This is a genomic window from Nonomuraea sp. NPDC049784 (assembly GCF_040659615.1).
Taxonomy (GTDB): domain Bacteria; phylum Actinomycetota; class Actinomycetes; order Streptosporangiales; family Streptosporangiaceae; genus Nonomuraea.
This window is the reverse complement of record NZ_JBFAMX010000122.1, coordinates 1-23,947: the sequence shown is the minus strand read 5'-3', so window position 1 is coordinate 23,947 and position 23,947 is coordinate 1. Positions and strand designations below refer to the sequence as shown.

Sequence of the window (23,947 nt, the reverse complement as noted above, 5' to 3'; positions counted from 1 at the left end):
GGCGGGCCGGTCGTCCGCGTCGCGCGACCCGCTCAACCGCGGCCTCCGCTATTACTGCGAGGGTCCGGTCGCCAACCTGTTCCTGCCGATCCTGCGGGAACCGGCGACGTGGCGCCACCCGCTGGTCGCCCGGCACGCCGACCCCCTGCTCCGGGCCGACCTGCTGGCCCTCGCCGACCGGATCGACCCGCTGCTGGAGGCCTTGGACCGCCTCCCGCACACCCTCGTCCACGGTGACGCCGGCCCCATGAACCTGCTGATCCCGGCGGACAGCTCTGCGGAGTTCGTGGCCGTCGACTGGAGCTGGCCGCACCCGGCGGCCGTGGGCTTCGACCTCGGCCAGCTCCTGGTCGGCCGGGCGCACACCGGCGAGCTCGACCCCGCGGACCTGCCCGCCGTCCACGAGGCGATCGAGGCCGCGTACGCCGCCGCGACGGCTGGCATCGCGGACCCCGGCGAGGTCTCCTTCGGTTACGTCGCCGCGCTCGTGCTGCGCAGCGCGTGGACCGCGATCCCCTTCGAGCTCCTGGACCAGGAGCCCACCCCCGAGCTGCACGACCTGTTCCGCAAACGGGCCGCACTCGCCCGCTTCATCGTCGACCTGGGGCGATCGTTCCGCCTCTGCGACGGATGCTGACCACGCGACGGACCCGTGCGTGCGCCACCTGCCGGACGCCGCCCTCACGGGCCGCTCGCCCACTTCTATGGTGAGCCGCCGGCTGATTCGTGAGGCAGCGGTGCCCGGGAGGCTCGGCCCTCTGGGGCGTATCGGTGTGGCACGCTCACCGGCGCCCGCCGACGAGCATGTAAGCGATCGTCTGGAGGTATTCGGCCCTGACCCGCGGCTTGTCTGCTTCGCCCGCCTCGGCCAGCGCCATCCCCGCGGCGCCGAGGATGTGGAAGGTGATGTGCGTCATCGGCTCCAGAGGCAGCGGCGGGATGTCCCCGCTGTCCAAGGCCGCCGTGATCAACTGCTCGATGAGCCCGTAGGAGTACTTCCCCTCGTGCTCCTTCCAACGTTGCCAGCCGAGCGCGATGGGGGCCTCCTGCCAGACCACTCGGCCGTAGACCGGATCGCAGCAGCAGTCGAGGAACGCCTCCACTGCCAGCAGCCCCGCCTGCCACGGTTGGGTGGCACCCGAGCCGGCCTCGCTGACCTTGCGGATCATCTCGGTTTCCAGGACGTCCAGGACCGACTCGAGCAGCGCGATCTTGTTCGCGAAATGGTGGTAGACCGCGCCACGGCTGGCCTGGATGTCGGCGGCGACGTCCTCGAGAGTCGTCCCGGCGAAGCCGTACTCCGCGAACCGGCGCGTGGCCGCCTCGAGTATGGCGGTCTTGGTGGCCTGCGAGTACTGCTCGCGCCGGCTCTTGACAGATGACATACGCAGAGTATACGAACATACGCAGTGTATGTTACCGACGCCGAGTAGGTCACAATGTCGTGGAGCGAACTGCGTCGCCGTCATCAGCTGATGCATGCCGTGCTGGCCGAGATCGCCGCGAGCGGGCAGCCGGCTGTCACCGGACCGCTCGCCGACGAGGTCGAGACCGAGTTCGGTGGCTTCGGCGAGTTTCTCCGAGAGGCGCAGCGTCGCTGGTATCGCACGTTCGACGCACGCTTGGACGCCCTGCTCGAAGACCGGCCGCCGGACATGCGCGCCGCCGTGATCCGGCTATGGCGAGCGCTCGCCGATGACATGCCCGAGGTCAGGATGCTGCTGGACGCACACGCAGGCGATCCGGCTCTCGCCGAGTTCGACGAGCACCACCGGCGCACGCTGCGGGCCGCGACCGGGGTCAGCCTGGACCTGACGCCGGCCTCAGCGCCGCGACGGATCCCGATCCACTTCACATCAACCGCGCGAGCAGGACGCCAGGAGGCCTGATGACCGAGGCACCGTTGCTGTTCAACCCGTTCGAGCCCGGCTTCACCGACGATCCGTACCCGGCCTACCATCTGTTGCGGCAGACCGATCCCGTACACGAGCATCCCTTCGGCTTCTGGTTGCTGACCGCCTACGACGACGTCGCGGCGTTCCTGCGCGCCCGGCTCTCGGTCGACGACCGCCTGCTGGCTCCTGGACCCGTCCGCGACCAGCGCGAGCAGTTCCGCCGCGACCGTCGCAGCATGCTCGACCGTGACCCGCCCGACCACACGCGGCTGCGCTCCCTGGTGTCGAAGGTGTTCACCCCGCGCCAGGTCGCGGCGCTCGAACCGGAGATCACCCACATCGTCGACTCCGCGCTCGACGACATCGCGGACGCCGGGAGCGTGGACCTCATCTCGGCCCTCGCCTTCCCGCTGCCGTTCACGGTGATCTCCCGCATGCTCGGCATGCCACCGGCCGACCACGCCCTCATCCGGGAGCTGAGCGGGTTACTTGTCCGCACCCTCGAACCGATCGGCGACCCTCAGCTGTTCGAGGAGATCGGCAAGGCGTCGGAGCGGATGGACACTCTCATCGGCGAGGTGATCGCGCACAAGCGCGCCAACCCGGCCGACGACCTGCTCAGCTCGCTCATCGCGGTCGAACACCAGGGCGACCGGCTCACCGACGACGAGCTGGCCGCCCAGGTCGTGCTGCTCTACGTGGCGGGCCACGAAACGACGGTGAACCTCATCGCCGGCGGCGTGCTCGCCCTGCTGCGCCACCCGGAGCAGCTCGCGTTGCTGCGCACCCGGCCGGACCTGTCCGGCAACGCCGTCGAGGAGTTCCTGCGTTACGACAGCCCGGTCCAGCAGACCCGCCGGATCACCACCGAGCCCTACACCGTGCGAGACCAGGTCATCCCGGCCAACACGTTCGTGGTCGCGAGCCTGGCCTCCGCCAACCGCGACGAGCGGTTCTGGGGTCCGGACGCCGACCGGCTCCGCCTGGATCGGGAGAACGCCCGCGAGCACGTGTCCTTCGGCGGCGGCAGGCACCACTGCCTCGGCGCGGCACTTGCCCGGCTGGAGGCCCGGGTGGCGATCGAGCGCTTGGTGCGCCGCTTCCCCGGCCTCGCGCTCGACGGCGAGGTGGAGTGGAACGGCCGCATCAACCTGCGCGGCCCGGCCCGGCTCCCCGTAGCGGTGTGACCGATGACCCTCCAGCAGTGGGTGGACTCCGTGCTCCGCCTGGTCGGCCACCTCGTCTCCTGGCCCGTCGTGACGCTGGTCATTGTCGTCAGCTTCCGGCGCCGAGTCGTCTCCGTGCTCAGCGGGCTGACCGAGCGGGCGCGCAGCGCCTCGGTCGGTCCGCTCAGCGTGGAATTCGACGAGGTCGCGGTGGAGGCGCTGCAGGACACGGTACGGCAGGCCGTTCAAGAACCCGGCACCGATCCCGGCAGGCTCGCCGATTTCCTGGGCGAGCAGATCTCGAAAATGACCGGGCACTCCGCCAAGCGGGACGAGGAATCCTTCCCCGGCAGCCGCATCCTGTGGGCCGACGACAACATCAAGCATCACCTCTTCGAAATCAACTACCTGCAGCGACTCGGCGTGGACATCGAGACGGCCGGCACGACCGCGCAGGCGCTCCAAGCCCTGGACGCGGGGAAGTTCGACCTCGTCATCTCCGACCTGCACCGGATCGAGGACGGGATCGAGGAGCCGCGAGCCGGGCTGAAGCTGCTGAGTGGGATGCAGTCCAGCCGGATCCCGCTGGTGCTCTATACGTCCAACGCCGTGCTGCTCCATAGGAACGAGGAGGTCTCCAGGTACGGCGCGGCCGTCACCGACACGGCGAGCGACCTGTTCGCCGAGATCAAGCGGATACTGCGACGTGAGACATAAGAGCTGAGCACGCGATGGCCTTCGCCGCCGCATCCTCCGCTTCGACCATGCCGCACGACAGCGTAGACAACCTAAAGGAGCCATCCATTCATGATCCCCTGATCGGACTGCCCCTGCCTGACAGCTCTGACCAGTGAGGACGCGTTTTCGAGCGGCCCAGGGTCAGGAAACGCGGGGCGCAAGCCCTTTGAACCATTGGGCATGGCACCCGTACGGGCTGAACTCCGGCGATGAGGACCGCGTACAAGGGGGCAATCACACCACGGAGACAGCCATGACCACCAAACGCCAGTTATCCATCCTGCTCATCCTGCCCGTCATCACCGCCTGCGGCCTCGTCGGGGAGAAAGCGAACGGTGGACCCTCCGCGCCGTTCGTGGACTCACCGAAACGGGGAACCGTAACGTCCCCGCCTCCGCAGAAGCAGGGGGTCGTGACGGTGGCGGAGGCCAAGCAGATCCTCGCCCGCTGGGACAGCGCCGAGAGGGAGGCGTTGCGCCAGGGCGGCACAGACTGGTCGGCAGCGGAGGCGGGCCTGATCGCGGAGATCCACCAGGCTGAGGTACGACTCGACCGGTTGCAAGGGGAGACTGCCAAGGTCTCGCAGAGCCGCATCGTCAAGCCGCGCTTCGCCATCCCTCGAGCGGCCGCGGGCACACCGTGGTTCTTGGCCGAGTTCAAGCGCCCGGGCAACCGCCTGTGGGAGCAGATCATTTTCGCGAAGACGTCGGCCGGGTGGCGCATGGTGGCGGACTCCGCGACGCTGGACAGGCTCCCCACCCAGGCACGTGACGACGACGGCTTCGCCACCGTGCTCGCCCCGGACGACCGCGCGGGGCTCGTGATCTCACCCCAGGAACTCACCCGGACGCACGCACGCCTGCTGACCACCGCCGGTGACGACCCGCGCGCCAACCGGATCATCTTGCGGAACGTCTTCACCTGGGACGCCGACGTGCGCAAGCGGGATCGGGAGAACCTGCCGACCGGATGGGACCTCCGGCGCAACACCCAGCCCGCCCAGGAGTTGTACGCGCTGCGCACGACCTCCGGAAGCGCGCTGTTCTGGTATGGCATCACGGAAGAGGACACCTACACCGCCCGCACCGGCGCGCCCGGGATGAAGTTCTACAGCGGCTCCCTGGCCAAAAATCTGAGCAAGGGCAAGACCTTCCGTGAGAAGGCCGTGTACAAGAGGGCCTCGATGTACTTCGCCGTCGTGCCGAAGTCCAAGGGCAAGGTCAAGATCCTTTGGAGCCGGAACGGCTACCTGAGCGTCACCGGCTCCTGAATGCCGAGCCGTCAAGCCCCTGTAGTCGGTACCCAGTACAGAGGTTGAAAGGCCGGGGTTTCACGGCGGTTCCGGATTGATGATCAGGCCGGTGCGAGCCACGTCCAGGAGCGCTGGGCGCCGTATCTCCTCGAGTCGGGTTCGCATCAGGGCGGCGAGTTCGTCCAGGGTGCAGGCTGCCAGGTTGCCCAGGCTGCGCTTGAGGTGGGACCACACTCCCTCGGTGGGTTCAGTACTGCCGGCGCGGGTGAACGACCTCGGCGCGAGCCGGCCGGCGATCATGGCGATGACGAGGGCAAGGACGGGGGGTGGCACGCAGTCGCATGCGGATTTCTCCCTCGTAAGAATTGTGGTCTTACTTGGCGGCGCGCTGGACGGCGGCGACCGCGGTGGCGGCGGCGTCCTTCGGGGAGGACTGTCCCGCGATCACGGCACTCCACGCCTCGGACACCGACGTGCGCATCTGCGTCAGCTCGGTGTCGAACCCCGGCAGCTGGTACGGCACGCCGTTCTGCAGGGCCTTGCGGAACTGGCTGTAGATCGGATCCTGCATGCCCTTGGTGTCGGCCAGGTCCTTGCGCACCGGCATGCTGCCCGCCTCCAGGGCGGCGAGCTCGCCGTCCTGGCTGAGGAACATGGTGGCGATGGCGTTGAAGGCGGCGTCCTTGTCCTTGGTGAACGCGCTCATGTGCACGTTGTCGCCGAACTGGTAGACCTTGGCCGGAGCGGTCCCGTTGGGCACGGGCACAACGCCGTACTTGAACGACGCGGTCTTCTTGGCGTTGCCGTACTGCCAGTTGCCGCCGAGCACGAAGGCCATGCCGCCGGTGGCGAACTTCTGGAAGGCGACGTCGGCGGTCCAGGTGGCGGCGTCCCTGGGCAGGTACCCCTTGTCGGCCCAGCTGCCGACCAGCCTGAACGCAGTCTCCAGGGCGGCGGCGTCGGGCTTGGCGTAGTCGAACCCGTACGCGGTGATGAAGGAAAAGGCGTTGACGTCCTGATCTCCCTGGCCGGGCAGGCCGATGCCGATGTACTTCTTGCCGATCTTCTCCAGGTCGGCGTTCAGCTCATCCATCGTCGTGGGCGGTGTGATGCCGAACTCGTCCAGGATCGCCTTGTTGTACCAGAGGGCGGTCGTGTTGCTGAAGCCCTGCACGCCGTACACCTTGCCGTCGTATTTGATGACGGCCGAGTCGGGGATCTGGTCCTTGTCCTTGAACTTGTCGTACTGCGCGGTGAAGTCAGCGATCGCGCCGGCCTTGATGAGCTGGAGCAGGTCGGCGCCGCCCTGGACGAAGACGTCGGGGCCCTGTTTGCTGGCCGCTGTGGCGACGACCTTCTGGGTCAGCTGCTCACCGGGCACGTACACGCTGTTCAGCGGCTTGGGCGGCTTGGGCGGCTTGGCCTTGGCGTAGATGTCATTGAGGTCCTTGGTGAACTTCGCGGTGGCGGGGATGCCCTGGGCGTAGTAGTGCCAGAACGTGACCTGGTTGGCGTTGCCCGCCCCGCCGGAGCCGGAGGTCCCGCATGCGGCCAGAGCGCACAGGCCGACCGCGGCGGCGACCCTGCGGAGTTTTGCAGAATTCAACGGATGCTTCCCATCGTGATGCCGCCGACCAGCAGTCGCTGCCCGAACAGATAGATCAGAACCGTGGGGACCGAGACGAGGACGGAGACCGCCATGAGTCCCGGCCAGTTCACCCCGTAGGAGGACATTTGCTGCGCGAGCAGCGCGCTGACCGGGTACTGACCCGGGTCGTTGAGAAAGGTGATCGCGTACAGGAACTCACCCCACGCGCCGATGAAGGTGAGGGTGGCCACGGTCGCGATCCCGTTGCGGGTGATAGGCAGCACGATCTTCACAAACCGCTGCCACCTGTCGGCGCCGTCGCTGGCGGCGGCCTCCTCGATAGCGATGGGTACCCCGGTGAAGAAGGGCCTGAGCAGCAGCATGCTGAACGGCAGGTTCGTCGCGGCGATGGCGATCGCCACGCCGTACAGGTTGCCGGTGAGCCCCCACTGGGCCAGCAGCCGGTTCAACGGGATGAGGGTCGAGGTCGTCGGCACCATCTGCAGGATGATCAGCACAGCAAGTCCCCCGGTCACCACGGGGCCGCTGAGCCGCGCCAGGCCGTAGGAGGTGGGCACGGCGATGACAAGCACGATGACCGTCGTGGACACGGCGATGATCAACGAGTTGGCCGCCGAGGTGGCAAAGCCGCCGTTCCACACGTCGACGTAAGCCTGCACGGTGGGTGTGAAGATCAGGGCCGCCGATCCGGCGAACACGTCCTTGAGGCTCTTGAACGAGGTGGCGACCAGCCAATACAGCGGCAGTGCATAGATCGCCAGCAGGACAACGCAGCCCAGCACGGTCACCGTGGTGTTGCGCCTTGCGTCGGTCACGACTCCTCCCGCCGGTTCATCCGCAGGTAGACGGCGCCCAGGAAGAGCACGATGACCAGCGACAACGTGGCGGTGAACGAGCCCTGGCCGAACTCGAAGAACTTGAACGCCTGCTGGTAGCCCAGGTACGGCAGCGTGGTCGTGGAGGTGCCAGGCCCGCCGCTGGTCATCACGAAGATGAGGTCGAATGAGCGGAACGCGTTGATCACGACGAGCACCCCGAGAATGGAGAGGACGGGGCGCAGCAGCGGCAGCACGATGTACCTGGTCACCTTCCAGCCGGCCGCACCGTCGAGCGCGGCGGCCTCCAGCAGTTCCTTGGACACGTCAAGCAGCGCCGCGCGCAGGACGAGTGCGCAGAACGGCACCACCATCCAGGCGTTGACCAGTCCGAGCACGACGATCGCCAGCGTGCCGTTGGCGAGCCAGGGGATCGGCTGCCCGATCACATGCAGCCAGAGCAGTACGGAGTTGACCGGCCCGCCCGACTCCAGCAGAAATTTCCACAGATTCCCGGCGACGACCGCCGGCAACGTCCAGACGAACACCATCACGCCGAGCGTCACGCTGCTCAGCCGAGTGCGCGGGCGCAGCATCAGCGCGGCGGCGAACCCGCCGGCCAGCCCCACGACGAGGACGATCGCGACGATGGCCAGCGTCTGCAGTACCACGTGACCGAACGACGGGTCGTCGATCACCCGCCACATGTTGTCGAGCCCGTTGAACGGCCGCTCACCCAGTAGGTTCGCAGCGGTCACGTCGGAGAACGCCGTACGGAACAGATCGATGAGCGGGTAGACCGACAGCACCGCCAGGTACAGGGCCCCCGGCAGCAGGAACAGCATCGTCCTACGGCCGAACAGCGTGGTCCCGCCACCGCCCCGCCTCGGTTTGCTCTGCCGCTGTTTGCGGATCGTGCCCCAGTCGGCCACGGCCGTCACCATTTCTCGACCCTCGTACTTTTCCCGGTGCGCGCCGAGGTCAGCGCCGCCTCCAGCATCGCGACGCTGTGCGCGTTGTCTGCGGCGGGCGAGGTCGGCGCGCCCGAGCCCTCGACCGCGTCGATGAATGCCCGCAGCACCCCGGCCCGCTCGAACAGCGGCAGTTCGGGCACCTCGATGGCGGTCGTGTTCCCGTCGCCGTTGCTGATCGACACGGCCCGGTGGTCGTCCGGCGCGGCTCCCCACCTGATGAGCCCCTCGTCACCGGAGATGCGCCATACTCCGGGCCACGGCGTCTGCGCGTCCACCCCCTGGCTGGACAGCACGTAGTCGATGGTGAGCCCGCCGTCCAACTCGACGAGGAGGCTCGCGCCCGGCGTACGGTCCTGCGCCGACTGTACGGGCCTCACCGGCACGCATGTGATCGCCACCGCTTCTCGCCCGAACAGGTAGCGCATGAGGTCGAAATGGTGGATGGCCAGCTCGACCAGGGCATTGGAGTCCCTGACGCCCTGGTGGATGCGGTGCCATTCGAGGGAGACCCGGCGGATGGTCCCGACGGCCTGCCGTTCGAGCAGGTCGCGGACGACCGGGGCGGCGGGGAAGATGCGGTAGTTCTGGTCGATGCCGAAGACCAGGCCGCGCTCGGCGGCAAGGCCGGCGAGCTCCCGGGCGGTGGCCGTGTCCAGCGCGAACGGCTTCTCCAGCAGCAGATGCGCGCCGGCCTCCAGCACCTGCCGGGCGACGGCCGCGTGCGCGCCAATCGCGACCGGTGCGATCGCGGCGACGGCCCCGGTCGCCTCGAGCGCCTCCTCCACGGTGGCGTACATGGTGGCCGGGTCGGCGCCGGTCTCGGCGACGAACGCCGCACGCGCGCCGGAGGAGGCGTCCACCCAGCCGGTCACCTTGGCGTCGGTGAACTGCGGAAGGATCTTGGTGGCCCAGTCGATCCCCCAGGGACCGAGGCCGATCTGGATCAGGTCCGTCATGCCTCGACCCACCAGTTCTTCGGGTACTCGCCCTGCCTGCTGGCCTTAGGCTGGGCCTCGGCGGGTGGTGCCGCCCACCGCACGGCGTTGGCCAGGATGCGCCTGATCTCGGGCTGGAAGTAGATCGGGGCCTCCTCGTGTCCGGGGGCGAAGAAGAAGATCCGGCCCCTGCCCCGGAAGAAGCCGCAGCCGCTGCGCAGCACCTCACCACCCTGGTAGGAGCTGATGAACACGAGCTCGTCCGGCGTGGGGATGTCCAGCGGCTCGCCGTACATCTCGCCCGAGGGGATGACGACGGGGTTGGGGACGCCGCGGACGATCTCATGGCCCGGCAGGATCGTCCAGAGCAGCTCGCTGTCGCCGTGACGCCAGCCGGTCATCTGACCGGACGTGCCGAGCAGGGCCTTGGCGATCTTCGATCCGATGGCGGAGTGCAGGATGAGCAGGCCCATACCGTCGAGCACGCGGCGCCTGACCCGTTCGACCACCTCGTCGGAGACCTCGTCGTCCTTGAGGTGACTCCACCAGAGCAGCACGTCGGTTTCGTCCAGTACGGTCTGGCCGAGACCGTGCTCGGGCTCCTCCTGGAGCGCGACGCGCACGTCAGCTTCGGGACCGAGGTGCTCGACCAGGGCCTGTCTCAGCACGACGTGGAGTCCGTCCGGATACACCGCTGAGACGCTGGGAAATTTCCTCTCCTCGTAGAACTCGTTCCACACGGTCACGTTCATGCGTTCTCGCACCCATCCGCCGAGCCGATACATCGGATGTATCGTAGAAAGTCCTGCGTACTTATGCAAGCCTTCTCCATAATAGGAGTACGATGTTCCCGAGAGCAACCGTCAGCCGGTTACCAGGGAAAACCACTCCACTGCGAAGGTCTCCGAGCCCGGACTGCTTCCTCATACTGGAATGATCCTTGGGTGAGACATCCAATGACATGACGAGAAGGGTCAGGATGACGAAGCCTTCCGACGCCGAACGGCGCGTCGTACAGTTGCGATCCGCCGGCGTTGCCCTGATCGTCGACCTACGGTCCGCAGGGCTCCCCAGCGTCGTCCACTGGGGCGCCGACCCGGGCCCATGCGATCAGGCCGAGCTCGACGCGATGGCCGAGGCCGCCGTCCCGCCGCACGTGATCAATCTCATCGACGGGCCGGTCTCGCACTCGGTGCTGCCAGAGGGCCACACCGGGTGGTTCGGCATCCCGGGGCTGTCCGGCTCGCGCGGCAGCGAGGCTTGGGCCCCCCGATTCACCGTGAGCACCGCCGTCCAGGAGGGACGGCGGCTCACCGTCGAGGCGTCCGACCCGGACACCGCGCTCGGGCTGCGGCTCGCCATCGAGCTGACCGGCAGCGGGCTGGTCCGGTTGCGCACGACCGTACGGAATGACGGGGATGACGAATACCGGGTCGACGCGCTGTCGGCCGTGCTCCCGGTGCCCGACCGGGCGGTGGAGCTGCTCGACCTGGCCGGGCGCTGGTCGCGGGAGCGGCAACCACAGCGGGGGCCGTTCAACGTGGGTGTGCATCTGCGTGAAGGACGGCGGGGCCGCACTGGGGCGGACGCGGCGACTGTGGTGGCGGCGGGCGTCGCGGGGTTCGGGTTCCGGTCGGGGGAGGTGTGGGCGGTCCACACGGCCTGGAGCGGCAACCATCGCACCTGGGCCGAGCGTACCGGTGAGGGCTTCAGGACGCTGGGCGGCGGCGAGTCGCTGCTGCCCGGGGAGATCATGTTGCGGCCGGGAGAGAGCTACGAGTCGCCCGATCTGTTCTTCGGGTGGGCAGACGGGCTCGACGAGTTGGCCTCCCGGTTCCACCGGCACCTCAGGCAGCGGCCGCACCATCCCGGGTCCCCCCGGCCGGTGAACCTCAACGTGTGGGAGGCCGTGTACTTCGATCATGACCTCGACACGTTGCTGACGCTGGCCGAACGCGGAGCCGCGATCGGAGTGGAGCGGTTCGTGCTCGACGACGGCTGGTTCCACCGCAGGAACGGGCCGGAACGAGGACTGGGCGACTGGTTCGTGGACGAGCGCAGCTGGCCGGACGGGCTTCATCCCCTGGTCGACCGGGTCAAGGAGCTCGGCATGACCTTCGGGCTGTGGTTCGAGCCGGAGATGGTCAGCCCGCGCTCGAAGCTCGCGGGCACGCACCCGGAATGGATGCTCCGGGCGCGGCCCGAGCTGCCACCGACCTCGCGCTGGCAGCAGGTGCTCGACCTCGCCAACCCGGAGGCGTTCGACCACCTGCTCAAGCAGATGTCCGCGGTCATCGCCGAGTACGGCGTCGGCTACCTCAAGTGGGACCACAACCGCGACCTGATCGAGGCGCCCGGCGTCCATCGGCAGACGCTGGCCGCCTACCGGCTGATGGACGAGCTGCGCGCCGCGTTCCCCGGACTGGAGATCGAGTCCTGCTCGTCCGGGGGCGCCCGCGTCGACCTCGGGATCCTGGAGCACACCGATCGGGTGTGGGCCTCCGACTGCATCGACCCGCTCGAACGGCAGACCATCCAGCGCTGGACCAGCCAGCTCATCCCGCTCGAACTCATCGGCGGCCACGTCGCCTCCGCCGTCTCACACACCACCGGCCGCCGGCACGACCTCGCCTTCCGCGCGATCACCTCGCTGTTCGCGCACTTCGGCCTGGAACTCGACCTCACCAAGCTCGACGGGGCCGCGACCACCGAGCTCGCCGAATGGATCGCCATCTACAAGCACTACCGGGCGCTGCTGCACTCCGGCACGCTCGTCCGCGACGAGCACCCGAGCTCCGGCCGCTGGCTGACCGGCGTCGTGACACCGGAGCTCGCGCTCTACTCGGTGGCCGCGATGTGCCGCTCCGACGAGGAGCCCGCGGGACGCATGACCTTCCCCGGCCTCGACCCGGCCCGCCACTACACGATCCGGCTCATCGGCCCGAACAGCGACGATCTCGGCCCCCGGCCTGGCTGGCTCGGCTCGCAGGCCCGATTCAGCGGCGCGACGCTCGGCACGGTCGGCGTTCGGCTGCCCACCCTGCGCCCCGAGACTGCGATGCTCATCGAGATCTCGGCATGATCGATATCATTTCGGCGCCGCAAGGCCGGGGCTACGCCACTTCCCTGCCGACTCGTTGCGGCCGACCGCGTCGGACGGGCGCCCGACGCCCAAATTGTAAAGTACGAGGCAGAAAGCGAAACGGATGACCTCGTTCATGGTTCCGCCGACGACGCACCTCAGCGGCGACATGTCCATGGTGCGCCTGCTCAACCTGCGGTCTGTGCTCCGGGTGCTGTACGGCGGCGGCAGCCACACGATCACCGCGATCGCGGCCGCCGCCAAGATCTCCCGGCCCACCGTGAGCCAGGCGATCTCCGACCTCCTTGAGGCGGGCTGGATCCAGAGCAGCTCCGACCAGAAGGATCGGGTGGGGCGGCCCGCGCAGCGCTTCGAGTTCCGCCCGGCCGCCGGCCACGTGCTCGGCGTCGACATCGGGGGCCACAAGGTGCTGGTGCTCGTCAGCGACCTGTCCGGCGAGATCGTCGCCGAACACCGCAAGACCCTCCGCCCCGCCTCCTCCAGGGCCAGGCGCCTGTCGATCATGAACCAGACGATCAGCGAGGCCCTGAATGCGGCCGGCCTGTCCGCCACCGACATCATGTGCGCGGCAATCGCCACGCCTGGCGTCGTCGGCCCCGACGGCAAGGTCGCCCACGCTCCGGCCATCCCCGAATGGGACGGCATCGACCTGGGCAAACACGTCTACGACCGGTTCGGCATCTTGACCCAGGTCTTCAACGACATGCGCATGGCCGCGCTGGCCGAGCACTGGAAAGGCGTGGCCCGCGACGCCTCCGACGTGGTGTATGTCCACGTCGGCCGCCGCATGGGCACCGGCCTGCTGGTCGCGGGCCGGCCGCACGCCGGTGGGCACGGGGCGGCGGCCGAGATCGGCCTCTGGCGTGGGCTGCCGTGGGCGCACGCGTACGAACAGCTGCTGGAGTTGGCGCCCAGAACTCTGGCCGAGCGGAGCGCGGACCAGGGCGATGCGATCCGGGCTATCTTCGACGCCGCCAAGGCGGGCGACGCGGCCGCTCAGGCGGGCATCGACGGGTTCGCCGACCTACTCGTACAGGGTCTGGCGCCGGTCATGGTGACGATCGACCCCGAACTCGTGATCATCGGGGGTGGCATCTCAGCCGCCGGCGAGGCCATCCGCGAGCCGGTACGCGTCCGCATCGAACGCGAGACGGCCTTCCCGCCGGCGGTCGTCTGCTCGGTCATGGGGGACCACTCTTCCGCGATCGGAGCCGTACGCAGCGCCCTCGACGTCGCCGAGGAACGTCTCTTCGCCGGCCTCACCCCCACTTCGAAACCATCATGAGACCTCGACTCGCCGGTAGGACCGCCGCATCGCTGCGACGGTCCCCACAGAACCGTGCCCCCCGGCATGGCTGAGCTGTCCGTCAGCCTTCATGGCTGGAGGGTGGCCACGGCGTGCCGGCGGGTCTCCTCCGGAGTGGGGGCTGACCCGGGACATACCTCAGGAAACTCGGAAGGCTTCCGGATTGATGCTCATACCCGACGCCAGGACGGCTTCGCCGGATCAACCAATCGCACATCGACGGGGCCGATTCCGAAGATGGCGATGACGGCAGGGTCGCGGTGACCTGGCAGCACGCCGTCGTAATGCGGAGTACGAGCGACACGCTTGACGTAACCGCCAGGTCCGACGGGAGTCGCGTCACGGGCCCCTCCGGGCTCTGACCGTTCAGGGCAGAAGCGCGGGGCCCGTCAGTTCTGACGGGCCCCGTTCCTGGTGATCAGTAGTAGGCGGCGGGACCGTCTGCTACCCGGCGTAGGTCTCGAACTCGGCGACCTTCGGTGTGCCGGTCGAGCTGGCGATCCTGAGGGTGATCTTGCTCAGCGAGGTCGGGGCAAGGGTGATGGCGCCCGCCCCGCTGCCGGATTTCAGGACGGCGCCGGTGTCGGCGTTGATGACCTGCCAGGACCCGATAGCGCCCGTGGAGCCTGACGCCTCTCGGATGTTGATTCTGGACACCGTCTTGGCGGAACTCCATTTGATCGAGATGTCGCCGGTCGAGCCGGCCGGCGACCAGTAGGTGCTCATGTTGCCGTCCCGCACGTTGCCGTAGCTCGTCCCGTCAGCCTTGCTGGAGCCGTCGGAGCCGGCCCCGATGCTGAGGTTGGTTCCGCCGGGGGTAGGGCTGATTGTCGGTGTAGGGCTGGCTGTCGGTGTGGGACTGGTTGGTGTCGCCGTCGGTGTCTGTGGTGAGCAGTTGCCGTTCGACACCTGCAGACCCTTGTCGGCGCCTGCCGTCTGGCGGACGATGTCCGGCACGCAGGCGGCCCCGTCGAGGCTGTAGGAGTACGGGATGCTGACGGTGGTGTTGGACTGGGGGTTGGGGCCGGCGGGGTTGTTCTCGCTGCCGGGGCTGGACCAGGTCACGTTGTCGAACGTGTTGCCACTGACCTGCCAGTAGCCGGCCGCGTCGGTGTAGAAGGTGCCGAGGACGTCCTTGGAGTCCTTGAAGTAGTTGTTCTCCACCTTGGCGCGGGCCCCGGCTCGGGAGTTGATGCCGGACTCGTGGAGGTTTATGTAGGCGTTGTTGTAGATGTGAGCGATGCCGCCACGCAGCAGGGGCGTGCGGGAGTCGATGTTCTCATACAGGTTGTGATGGAACGTGATGAAGCCGTTCGAGAGGTCGCTCTCACTGGACCCGATGAGCCCGCCGCGACCGGAGTTGCGCAGGATGCTGTAGGACAGGGTCACGTACTGGGTGTTGTTCTTCATGTCGAAGAGGCCGTCGAACCCCTCCGACTCCCCGCCTGAGGCTTCCAGAGTGACGTGATCGACCCAGACGTTGCGTACGTCGCTCTCCATGCCGATGGCGTCGCCACCGTTGGACGTGGGCGAGCCCGACTTCTTGACGTTCCGGACGGTCACGTTCTGGATGATGATGTTGCTGGCCTCGCGGATGTGGATGCCCAGCTGGTCGAAGACGGCCCCGCTGCCAACGCCGATGATCGTGACGTTGCTGATCTGCTTGAGTTCGATCACGCCGTCGGCGGTGTTGCAGCTTCCGCCCGACACCTTGCTGGTGTTGCCGTGATTGATGGTCCCCTCGACCTCGATGGTGATCGGGGTGCTGCTGCTGGCCCGGCTGCACAGAGCCGCATGGATCGCGGTCCCCGTGGTGGCCCTCACCGTCTGCCCGCCCGAACCGCCGGTGGTCCCACCGTTGCTGGTCGCGTAGCCGGTGGCGCTGCCGGACGCTGCCGACGCCTGGATTCCCGGTAAAACCATGCCGATCGTGCCGGCAATGGCCGCCGTGGCCAGCGCCGCCTGGAGTCGCAACGCGACTACTCGTCTCATCCTCGTCTCACCTTCGTCTTCGTATGCTGGGTGCGTTTCCCTGCGGTCGGATGCTGCGGGCCTGCTGCAGGGGCGCCGAAAAAGGGAACGTCGAGAGCCGTACGCCGAGAGCTCTTTTCATCTATTGGCGCTCAAGGGGACGGCAAGCACGATCGCTCCGCCCGACGCCTTATCGTTTCTTCCGAGTCGGACCCCTTTCGAACGGGCGTCGGCACTCCATTTCGGAAAGCACTTACCGATAGTCGGTAAGCGCTTTCCGACGGTGGGAGCAGTGAAGCACACGGGGCTGAGGCGCGAAAGCACTCCGTGGCTGCGCGAATCTCCGGACCGCCGTCCGGGCAGGTCACACTGCATACCCTGAGCTGCTGGGAGTTGCAGGGGCCGGTGAAAGTTTCATCGTGGCAGGCGGAGAGGCGACATCGCCACCGGCGTGTGGCCGGACATGACCGAGCACGGCTGGGAGAGCGACGAGTGACCCGGCGAGTGCTGACCGCCGACATGCTCAATGACGCCGGCGGGTCGGTGGAGGCACTCAACGGCGGTCGGACCGTAGCGGCGGCCGAAACCCCGCAGACGACCGACATCCTCAGCGCCTGGCATGCGAGGCGCTAACGTAGTCCTCACCTGCTTCACCTCGACTGGCCGGGCTATGTCCAGGACCCGCAGTTCCAGGAGGAATCATGTCCTCACGGCTCAACCCGTACCTTACGTTCAACGGCAACGCCCGCCAGGCGATGGAGTTCTACGCGAACGTGTTCGGCGGCAACCTCGCCCTCAACACCTTCGCCGAGTTCGGCGCGACGGACTCACCGGACGCCGACCGGACCATGCACGCGACGCTGGAGACCGACGCCGGTTACACGATCATGGCCAGCGACGTCACCAGCGACATGCCGTACCAGCCCATGGCGGGCTCTTCGGTGAGTCTCAGCGGCGACGACGCCGACCTCCTGCGTGGCTACTGGGAGAAACTGTCCGCGGGCGGGACGGTCACGATGCCCCTGCAGAGGCAGGCCTGGGGCGACGAGTTCGGCATGTGCGTCGACAAGTTCGGCGTATCGTGGATGGTCAACATCAGCCAGCCGCAGGCTTAGCAGGGGTAACGATTGTTCTTGCGGCGCCCTCTACGGTTGGCCCGACCTCGGAGCCAGAGACCAGGCAGGTGATGGTGCGCAGCTCATCGCGTGACCGGGTGATCGCGGAATGCCTGGCCAAGCCAGGAGCGGCGGAGGACTACCCGTTCGGCGACGGGGTGGCCGTGTTCAAGGTGACCGGGCGGATGTTCGCGCTGGTGCCGCTGGATCCTCCGCCGGGGAGTGTCAGCCTCAAGTGTGATCCCGATCTGGCCGCCGATCTGCGTGCTCGCTATGCCGCGATCACGCCGGGCTACCACCTCAACAAGCGCCACTGGAACACCGTGGCCCTCGATGGCTCGGTGCCCGATGAAGAGCTGTTGGAGCTGATCGATCACTCCTACGAGCTGGTGGTGGCGCGGCTGACCAGGGCTCAACGGAACAAGCTGAAGCCCTGACGGCATGGAGTAGAGCAGGGGTCGCCGAGTTGCCGATGGCTTTGCGCTTGTCGGCGAGGCAGCGGGCCTCCAGGCCGTCGCTGGAAGCGTTCGGCGAACGTTCACGACGCCATCACGCTACGGCCGTAGCGCGGGTCGGCGGACGATCTACCTTCGCGAGGTCATATAGACCTGACCAAGGAGCCTCCCGTGTACCTTCGCCATGTCCTGGCAGGCTTGGCATTCCTGCCGGCACTTGCCGCTCCGGTAGCCGCCCACGCGTCGACCGCTGCTGACCCCGGTGTGCTGCCTCAGAAGACCCACTTCGACCTGCAGGCCCACCGAGGTGGGCTCGGCTTGACCACCGAGGAGTCGCTGGAGGGTTTCACCAAGGCCCTGCGCCTCGGGGTCAGCACACTTGAGCTGGACACCCACGTCACCAAGGACGAGAAAGTCGTCGTCAACCACGACCGGCAGATCAGCGCCCAGAAGTGCCGCGACACCGCGCCGGTCACACCGGGCGACCCGATGTACCCCTACGTCGGCAAGTTCATCAAGGACCTGACCCTGGCCCAGATCAAGACCATGGACTGCGGATACCAGCAACTGCCCGGTTTCCCCGAGCAGGAGGTGATCCACGGCTTCCGGATGGTCGAGCTCAAGGACGTGTTGAACCTCGTCAAGAGCTTCCACGCCAAGCAGGTCAAGCTGAACATCGAGACCAAGGTCGAGGCGGGCGCGCCGGAGCAGACCCAGCCGCGCGAGCTGTTCGTCCGCCGGGTGTTCGAGGAGATCGACGCCTCGGGAATCGCGGACCAGGTCACCATCCAGTCCTTCGACTGGGGCGCGCTGATGGAAATGCACCGGCTGGCGCCGTCCTGGCCACTGGTTGCGCTGACCAATTACGACTTCCTCCAGGTGGGCAAGCCCGGCGCCTCGCCGTGGCTCGGCGGGATCGACGCCGACGACTTCGGCGGCGACTTCGTGAAGGCCGCCGCGAGCATCCCGGGCGTCACCGCGCTGTCCCCCGTGTACGGCTTCCCGCAGAACGGAAAGATCGGCGACCCCGGCTTCCGCTTCTACGTCGACACGACGATGGTGTCCGAGGCACACGCACGTGGCCTGAAGGTCATCCCCTGGACCTGCGACGACCCCGCGACCATCGTGGCCCTCATGGACATGGGCATCGACGGCATCATCACGGACTATCCGAACCGCGTCCGGCAGATCATGGCTGACCGTGGCATGCGACTGCCTAAGGCCTACGCGACGCGCTGACCCCTCTGCCGTCCCCGATGTCGTCGAGCAGGCGTACTCATACGCGATGAACGCTCCCCAGGCGTGCGATGTGTCGGTCGATACCCGATTTCGTGTCCCCTGCGGGTGACGGCGCCTCTGCCGGTTGGGCCAGAGCGGCTGGGCCCCGGGCTTGGCTGGCGTGGGCCGGCCCGGGGCGGGGGCTGGGTCCGGCCGGGGGGCGCCAATCCCGTCGGCCAGGCCGTGGCCCGCGGCCCTTTCCTTTCAGGACCGCTGTCCGAGTGGCAGGATTCGAACCTGCGGTGCTCCTGCTCCCAAGGCAGGCGGGTTTGACCAAACTACCCCACACTCGGCCGTCAACAAATAAGCCGTCCCGGTGGATCCGAGACGGCTCTCCGAATAATTCGAGGATTTATCCGGAAAGCCTTCGCGGCGGCTCGGGAAGGGCCAGGATGATGCTCACTTCTCCGCCTTTCTTCGTGCTGCTGGACAATGTCCACGGTAAAGCCTTGATCGGCCCCGTGCCACATATTTAATTTTGCACGCGGGATTCCGGGGTCTCCACGCGGAAGCGGGGCAGGGAGTCCGGGTAGTTGTCCCTGACGTGGTCGACCAGGAACTCGCGTACGTCGCACTTGAGGTCCCACGCGGACGGCGAGTCCGCGGCGCTCATCAGGGCGCGCAGTTCCACCAGGCCGTTCGGGAGCACGTCGGTGACCTGGAGCGTCCAGTCCTTCTGGTCCCACAGCGGATTGCCCTGCAGGAACTCGTACAGCGCCTCCCGTAGTTTCGACACCGGCACCGACCAGTCCACGCGCAGGAAGACGACGGCGAGGACCCGGCTGCCGTGCCGGGTCCAGTTCTCGAACGGGTTCTGGGTGAAGTAGGACACCGGCAGGACCAGGCGGCGCTCGTCCCATAGGCGCAGGACGACATAGGTGAGCGTCAGCTCCTCGATCCTGCCCCATTCGTCCTCCACGACGACCACGTCGTCGAGTCGGAGCGCGTCGCTGAAGGCGAGTTGGAGGCCGGCCAGGGCGTTGCCGATGGTCGGCTGGGCGGCGATGCCGACGATGGCGCCCGCGATGCCCGCCGAGGCCAGGATCCCCGCTCCGAGGGCGCGGACCTGAGGGAATGAGAAGAGCATGGCGCCGATGGCGATCACGATGATGACCGCGGCGGCGATGCGGCGGACCAGCGTGAGCTGCGTCCTGATCCGCCGCGCCCTGCGGTTGCGCTCCCCCTCGACCAGCACCAGCCGGTCGAGTACGACGTCCGTCAGCGCGTACGAGGCTTGGACGATCAGCCAGGTGACCGCGGCGATCGTGGCGAGGCCGAGTACCCGCTGCACCGTCGCGGCGACGCCCTGTTCGTCCGGGCCGGCGCCGAACATCTCGGGCCTGAAGACGAGATTGAAGGCCGCCACGGCCGCCACCGAGAACGCGGGCCACGTGCAGTGCTCCACCAGGTGCCGGGCGAGCGCCCATTTGCGCCCGACCTTGTTGAGCACCCTCCGGACCAGCTCAACCAGGAGGATCGACCCGATCACCGAGATTACGAGAATCGGCCAGTCCGCCAGAGACTGCACGCCTTGCCCCCCAATGTCTAGAAAGACTCGTCAAAGGTCACATTGCCCTCAACTGCCACTTGATACGCAGAGACCCGCCGTTCGAAGAAGTTGGCCAGTTCCTGGACGTCCTGCAACTCCATGAACGCGAACGGGTTCGCCGAGCCGTACCTCTTGGGCATGCCCAGCCTGACCAGCCGCTGGTCAGCGACGTACTCGAGGTACTGGCGCATCTGCTCGACCCCCATGCCGGGCATACCGTCCCCGCACAGGTCCTCGGCGAAGGCCAGCTCGGCGGCCACGGCCTCCTCCAGCATGAGAGTAACCTGTTTGCCCAGGTCATCGTTAAAAAGTCCTGGTTCCTCCGCCCTCACCGTGTCCACCACGCTGAAGGCGAACTCCATGTGCATGGACTCGTCCCGGAACACCCAGTTCGTGCCGGTGGCCAGGCCCCCGAGCAGGCCGCGGGAGCGGAACCAGTACACATACGCGAAGGCGCCGTAGAAGAACAGGCCCTCGATGCAGGCGGCGAAGCAGATCAGGTTCAGGAGGAAGCGCCGGCGGTCGTCCCGGGTCTCCAGGCGCTGCAACTCGTTGATCGAGTCGATCCATTTGAAGCAGAATTCCGCTTTGTCGCGGATCGAAGGAATGTGGTCGATCGCGGCGAAGGCCTGCACCCGTTCGGAAAGGTCCGGAAGGTAGGTGTCCAGCAAGGTCAGGTAGAACTGGACGTGCACGGCCTCCTCGAACAGCTGCCTGCTGAGGTACAGGCGCGCCTCAGGGGCGTTGACGTGCTGGTAGAGGTTGAGCACGAGGTTGTTGGCCACGATCGAGTCGCCGGTGGCGAAGAACGCGACCAGCCGGTTGATCAGGTGCCGTTCCTGGGGCGTCATCTTGGCCAGGTCGGCGAGGTCGGAGTGGAGGTCCACCTCCTCGACGGTCCACGTGTTGCGGATGGCCGCGCGGTACCGTTCGTAGAAGTCGAGGTAGCGCATGGGCCGGAGCGTGAGGTCCATTCCCGGGTCGAGCAGCATAGACGTCTCCTTACTGGCAGGCTTCGCAGGTCTCCGGGTTCTCCAGGGAGCAAACCGAAGCCGCGACGGTGGTCTGGGCGATGCGGGTGGCGGGGCGGGAGCGCAGGTAGTACGTGGTCTTCAGGCCCCGCTTCCAGGCGTAGGCGTACATCGACGAGAGCTTGCCGATGGTCGGGCTGGCCATGAAGAGGTTCAGGGACTGCGACTGGTCGATGTACGGCTGGCGGGCGGCGGCCAGGTCGATCAGCGCCTTCTGCGGCAGCTCCCAGGCAGTGCGGTAGAGCACCTTGAGGTCGTCGGGGATGCCGGGGACCGCCTGGATCGAACCGTCGGCCCGCTTGATGGCGTCGCGCATCTCCTGCGTCCACAGCCCGCGTGCCTGCAGGTCGGCCACCAGGTACCGGTTGACCTGCAGGAACTCCCCGGACAGGGTCTCGCGCTTGAACACGTTGGACACCTGCGGCTCGATGCACTCGTAGCAGCCGGCGATGGAGGCGATCGTGGCGGTCGGCGCGATGGCGATCATGAGCGAGTTGCGCAGGCCGGTCACGCCGACCTTCTCCCGCAGCGCCTCCCAGCGCGGCGAGGTCCCGGCGCCGTAGTGGTCCGGGTGCAGCACTCCCCCGGCCGCCCGCGTGTCGGCGTACGAGGGGTGCCGGCCGCGCTCGGCCGCGAGGTCGGCCGAGGTGTCGTACGCGGCCAGCGCGATCTCCTCGGCGATCCGGGTGGACAGCTCGAGGGCCCGCGGCGAGTCGAACGGCAGCCGCAGCGCGAAGAACACGTCGGCCAGGCCCATCACGCCGAGCCCGATCGGCCGCCACCGCTTGTTCGCCGACTCGGCCTCGGGCGTGGGGTAGAAGCCCAGGTCGATGGTCCTGTCCAGGAAGCGCACGGCCGTGCGTACGGTGCCGCGGAGCCGGTCCCAGTCCAGGTCGCCCCCGGAGAGGCAGGCGGCGAGGTTGATGGAGCCGAGGTTGCAGACCGCGGTCTCGGCGTCGCTGGTGACCTCCAGGATCTCGGTGCACAGGTTCGACAGGTGGATGACGTTCTCGGGACGGGCGGTCTGGTTGGAGGTGCGGTTGGCGGCGTCCTTGAACGTCATCCAGCCGTTCCCGGTCTGGGCGAGTGTGCGCATCATTCGGCCGTAGAGGGTCCTGGCCGGGAGCTGCCGGATGTAACGCCCCGCGGCCTCGTACGCGCGGTACGCCTCCGTGAACGCCTCCCCGTACAGGTCGGTGAGGTCGGGCACCTCCTTCGGGTCGAACAGCGACCAGACCTCGTCCGCCTCCACCCGGCGCATGAACTCGTCGGGCACCCAGTTCGCCAGGTTGAGGTTGTGGGTACGCCGGGCGTCCTCGCCGGTGTTGTCGCGCAGCTCGAGGAACTCCTCGATGTCGGCGTGCCAGGTCTCCAGGTAGACGCAGGCCGCGCCCTTGCGCCGCCCGCCCTGGTTGACCGCCGCGACGGAGGAGTCGAGCGTGCGCAGCCAGGGGACGATGCCGTTGGAGTGGCCGTTCGTGCCCCGGATCAGGGAGCCGCGCGAGCGCACCCGGGTCCAGGCGATGCCGATGCCTCCCGCGTACTTCGACAGCCGCGCCACCTGCCCGTACCTGTCGTAGATCGCCTCCAGCTCGTCGCGCGGCGAGTCGAGCAGGAAGCACGACGAGAGCTGCGGCCGGCGCGCGCCTGAGTTGAACAGCGTGGGCGAGCTGGGCAGGTACGACAGCGTGGACATGAGCCCGTAGAGCTCGGCGGCCTCCTCGACCGTCTCCGACAACCCGCAGGACACGCGGAGGAAGAAGTGCTGCGGCCGCTCCAGCACCGCCCGCGTCTCGGGGTGGCGCAGCAGGTAGCGGTCATAGACGGTGCGCAACCCGAAGTACTCGAACCGGTCGTCCGCCTCCACGGAGACCAGCGCGTCCAGCTCGGCCGCGTGCGCGGCGACGAACTCCGCCAGCCCGTCCTGGATGAGCCCGGCCGCGTGGGTGGCGGCGATGGACTCGGAGAACGACCGCACCCCGTGCGCGGCCGCCTCCTCGGCGATCTCCTCGGCCAGCAGCCGGGCGGCGACCCGGGAGTTGGCCGGATCGGCGATGACCCGGGCGGCGGCCTCCTCGATGGCCAGACGACGGTCGATCCCGATGATCTGCGTCACGTGCTCTCTCCTCGCGAGCTCGTCCCCCGTGAGGGCGCGCGAGAGCACGACGGCAGGAAGCACCCGCCGGTTCGCTCCCCGGCCCTCCCTCGAGGCCATGGTCACTTCACGCCGGGCGGGCAGCCCGGCATGTCGCAGGCAGGTCTTCGGGCTCGCGGGCGCACAATCGTTGCCTAATGGCCGTCGCTTCCCGGATCGCTCCAGTGCGTATGACGGCGGTCGTTCCCGCTCACCGCTGCGGGGCAGCCCCGGAATCGCACCGGGTTCCCTTTTACTCCGCCTCCGGAGAGGCGAACCAGCGACGAGGAGGATCCTACATCTAGTAGCCGTTCCCGCAACTGACCCAGCATGTTGTGGCTAGGGCTTGTTGAGCAGTCCGAGATCTCGCAGTACGGCGCGGGTGCGCTCGACCTCGGTGCCCAGCCACAGGTCGAAGTCGTCGCCACTCAGCGGGATCGAGATCCACCCCTCGGAACGGCAGGCCGCGTCCCAGGCCGGCGAGCTGGTCACGTCGTCGCACATGCGGATGGCCGCCTCGCGAGCCCCTTCCGGCATGGCCTCGGGGCCGAAGGCCGCCACCCAGTCCGCGAAGTCCACCCGTACGCCGGACTCCAGCAGCGTCGGCACGTCCAGTTCCGG

Annotated in this window: 23 protein-coding genes, 1 tRNA gene and 1 riboswitch; of the genes, 11 read left to right on the top strand and 13 right to left on the bottom strand. The window is 67.8% G+C overall.

The window, feature by feature from the left end; all coding sequences use genetic code 11:
* Positions 1-637: hypothetical protein (locus AB0J09_RS24645; RefSeq protein ID WP_360695352.1), on the top strand; the 637-nt coding region annotated here is incomplete at its 5' end.
* Between the two features lie 145 nt (positions 638-782).
* Here AB0J09_RS24645 and AB0J09_RS24640 read toward each other — a convergent pair.
* The gene (locus AB0J09_RS24640; RefSeq protein WP_360695349.1) at positions 783-1,385 is read right to left on the bottom strand and encodes a TetR/AcrR family transcriptional regulator; all 603 of its coding nucleotides are present in this window, start codon (positions 1,383-1,385) and stop codon (positions 783-785) included.
* Positions 1,386-1,484: 99 nt separating this feature from the next.
* On the opposite strand from AB0J09_RS24640, the gene AB0J09_RS24635 reads away from it, so the two are divergent.
* The 4 genes from AB0J09_RS24635 to AB0J09_RS24620 all read left to right on the top strand — a co-directional run bounded on the left by AB0J09_RS24635 (position 1,485) and on the right by AB0J09_RS24620 (position 5,069).
* Positions 1,485-1,889 (top strand): hypothetical protein, encoded by a 405-nt coding sequence (locus AB0J09_RS24635; RefSeq protein WP_360695346.1) that lies wholly within the window; start codon positions 1,485-1,487, stop codon positions 1,887-1,889.
* Positions 1,889-3,082, top strand: a complete 1,194-nt coding sequence (locus tag AB0J09_RS24630; protein WP_360695343.1) for a cytochrome P450 — start codon at positions 1,889-1,891, stop codon at positions 3,080-3,082. Before AB0J09_RS24635 ends, AB0J09_RS24630 begins: the two co-directional genes overlap by 1 nt.
* Before the next feature lie 3 nt (positions 3,083-3,085).
* The gene (locus AB0J09_RS24625) at positions 3,086-3,778 is read left to right on the top strand and encodes a hypothetical protein (RefSeq protein WP_360695340.1); all 693 of its coding nucleotides are present in this window, start codon (positions 3,086-3,088) and stop codon (positions 3,776-3,778) included.
* 274 nt (positions 3,779-4,052) lie between these two features.
* Positions 4,053-5,069 (top strand): hypothetical protein, encoded by a 1,017-nt coding sequence (locus tag AB0J09_RS24620; RefSeq protein ID WP_360695337.1) that lies wholly within the window; start codon positions 4,053-4,055, stop codon positions 5,067-5,069.
* Positions 5,070-5,129: 60 nt separating this feature from the next.
* On the opposite strand, the gene AB0J09_RS24615 is transcribed toward AB0J09_RS24620, so the two are convergent.
* From AB0J09_RS24615 to AB0J09_RS24590, 6 genes are all read right to left on the bottom strand, one after another.
* Entirely contained in the window at positions 5,130-5,351 is a 222-nt protein-coding gene (locus AB0J09_RS24615) for a hypothetical protein (protein ID WP_360695334.1), read from the bottom strand.
* A gap of 73 nt (positions 5,352-5,424) precedes the next feature.
* Entirely contained in the window at positions 5,425-6,657 is a 1,233-nt protein-coding gene (locus AB0J09_RS24610; RefSeq protein WP_360695331.1) for an extracellular solute-binding protein, read from the bottom strand.
* Complete coding sequence (locus tag AB0J09_RS24605) at positions 6,654-7,475, bottom strand: carbohydrate ABC transporter permease (RefSeq protein WP_360695328.1); 822 nt, start codon at positions 7,473-7,475, stop codon at positions 6,654-6,656. Before AB0J09_RS24605 ends, AB0J09_RS24610 begins: the two co-directional genes overlap by 4 nt.
* On the bottom strand, positions 7,472-8,419 hold the full coding sequence (locus AB0J09_RS24600) for a sugar ABC transporter permease (protein ID WP_360695324.1): 948 nt from the start codon (positions 8,417-8,419) through the stop codon (positions 7,472-7,474). Before AB0J09_RS24600 ends, AB0J09_RS24605 begins: the two co-directional genes overlap by 4 nt.
* Positions 8,413-9,405 (bottom strand): Gfo/Idh/MocA family oxidoreductase, encoded by a 993-nt coding sequence (locus AB0J09_RS24595; RefSeq protein ID WP_360695321.1) that lies wholly within the window; start codon positions 9,403-9,405, stop codon positions 8,413-8,415. The genes AB0J09_RS24600 and AB0J09_RS24595 overlap by 7 nt, the downstream gene beginning before the upstream one ends.
* Positions 9,402-10,169, bottom strand: coding sequence for a ThuA domain-containing protein (locus AB0J09_RS24590; RefSeq protein ID WP_360695318.1), 768 nt, complete (start codon positions 10,167-10,169; stop codon positions 9,402-9,404). Before AB0J09_RS24590 ends, AB0J09_RS24595 begins: the two co-directional genes overlap by 4 nt.
* 194 nt (positions 10,170-10,363) lie before the next feature.
* Between AB0J09_RS24590 and AB0J09_RS24585 the strand changes: the two genes are divergently transcribed.
* Together AB0J09_RS24585 and AB0J09_RS24580 are read left to right on the top strand one after the other, a co-directional pair.
* Positions 10,364-12,466 (top strand): alpha-galactosidase, encoded by a 2,103-nt coding sequence (locus AB0J09_RS24585; protein WP_360695315.1) that lies wholly within the window; start codon positions 10,364-10,366, stop codon positions 12,464-12,466.
* Between the two features lie 124 nt (positions 12,467-12,590).
* A complete protein-coding gene (locus AB0J09_RS24580; protein WP_360695312.1) occupies positions 12,591-13,772 on the top strand; it encodes an ROK family protein in 1,182 nt (393 codons plus the stop codon).
* A 465-nt stretch (positions 13,773-14,237) separates the two neighbouring features.
* Here AB0J09_RS24580 and AB0J09_RS24575 read toward each other — a convergent pair whose 3' ends face one another.
* Positions 14,238-15,785 carry a polysaccharide lyase family 1 protein gene (locus tag AB0J09_RS24575; protein ID WP_360695309.1) on the bottom strand — a complete coding sequence of 516 codons (1,548 nt, stop codon included), beginning with the start codon at positions 15,783-15,785 and terminating at the stop codon, positions 14,238-14,240.
* A gap of 471 nt (positions 15,786-16,256) precedes the next feature.
* On the opposite strand from AB0J09_RS24575, the gene AB0J09_RS24570 reads away from it, so the two are divergent.
* The 4 genes from AB0J09_RS24570 (at position 16,257) to AB0J09_RS24555 (ending at position 18,573) form a co-directional block, all read left to right on the top strand.
* Positions 16,257-16,397: a hypothetical protein gene (locus AB0J09_RS24570; protein WP_360695306.1), complete on the top strand. Its 141-nt coding sequence runs from the start codon at positions 16,257-16,259 to the stop codon at positions 16,395-16,397.
* A 68-nt stretch (positions 16,398-16,465) separates the two neighbouring features.
* Positions 16,466-16,879 (top strand): VOC family protein, encoded by a 414-nt coding sequence (locus AB0J09_RS24565; protein WP_360695303.1) that lies wholly within the window; start codon positions 16,466-16,468, stop codon positions 16,877-16,879.
* A gap of 71 nt (positions 16,880-16,950) precedes the next feature.
* Positions 16,951-17,316, top strand: coding sequence for an MmcQ/YjbR family DNA-binding protein (locus AB0J09_RS24560; RefSeq protein WP_360695300.1), 366 nt, complete (start codon positions 16,951-16,953; stop codon positions 17,314-17,316).
* Between the two features lie 189 nt (positions 17,317-17,505).
* Positions 17,506-18,573, top strand: coding sequence for a glycerophosphodiester phosphodiesterase family protein (locus tag AB0J09_RS24555; protein ID WP_360695297.1), 1,068 nt, complete (start codon positions 17,506-17,508; stop codon positions 18,571-18,573).
* A 255-nt stretch (positions 18,574-18,828) separates the two neighbouring features.
* On the opposite strand, the gene AB0J09_RS24550 is transcribed toward AB0J09_RS24555, so the two are convergent.
* The 5 genes from AB0J09_RS24550 to AB0J09_RS24530 form a co-directional block, all read right to left on the bottom strand.
* Positions 18,829-18,905 (bottom strand) — tRNA-Pro (locus AB0J09_RS24550).
* 179 nt (positions 18,906-19,084) lie between these two features.
* Complete coding sequence (locus tag AB0J09_RS24545; protein WP_360695294.1) at positions 19,085-20,101, bottom strand: mechanosensitive ion channel domain-containing protein; 1,017 nt, start codon at positions 20,099-20,101, stop codon at positions 19,085-19,087.
* A gap of 56 nt (positions 20,102-20,157) precedes the next feature.
* A complete protein-coding gene (locus tag AB0J09_RS24540; protein ID WP_360695290.1) occupies positions 20,158-21,153 on the bottom strand; it encodes a ribonucleotide-diphosphate reductase subunit beta in 996 nt (331 codons plus the stop codon).
* 10 nt (positions 21,154-21,163) lie between these two features.
* A complete protein-coding gene (locus AB0J09_RS24535; RefSeq protein ID WP_360695287.1) occupies positions 21,164-23,308 on the bottom strand; it encodes a ribonucleoside-diphosphate reductase subunit alpha in 2,145 nt (714 codons plus the stop codon).
* Between the two features lie 119 nt (positions 23,309-23,427).
* A riboswitch (cobalamin riboswitch) is annotated at positions 23,428-23,623 on the bottom strand.
* 42 nt (positions 23,624-23,665) lie between these two features.
* Positions 23,666-23,947: hypothetical protein (locus tag AB0J09_RS24530; RefSeq protein ID WP_360695284.1), on the bottom strand; the 282-nt coding region annotated here is incomplete at its 5' end.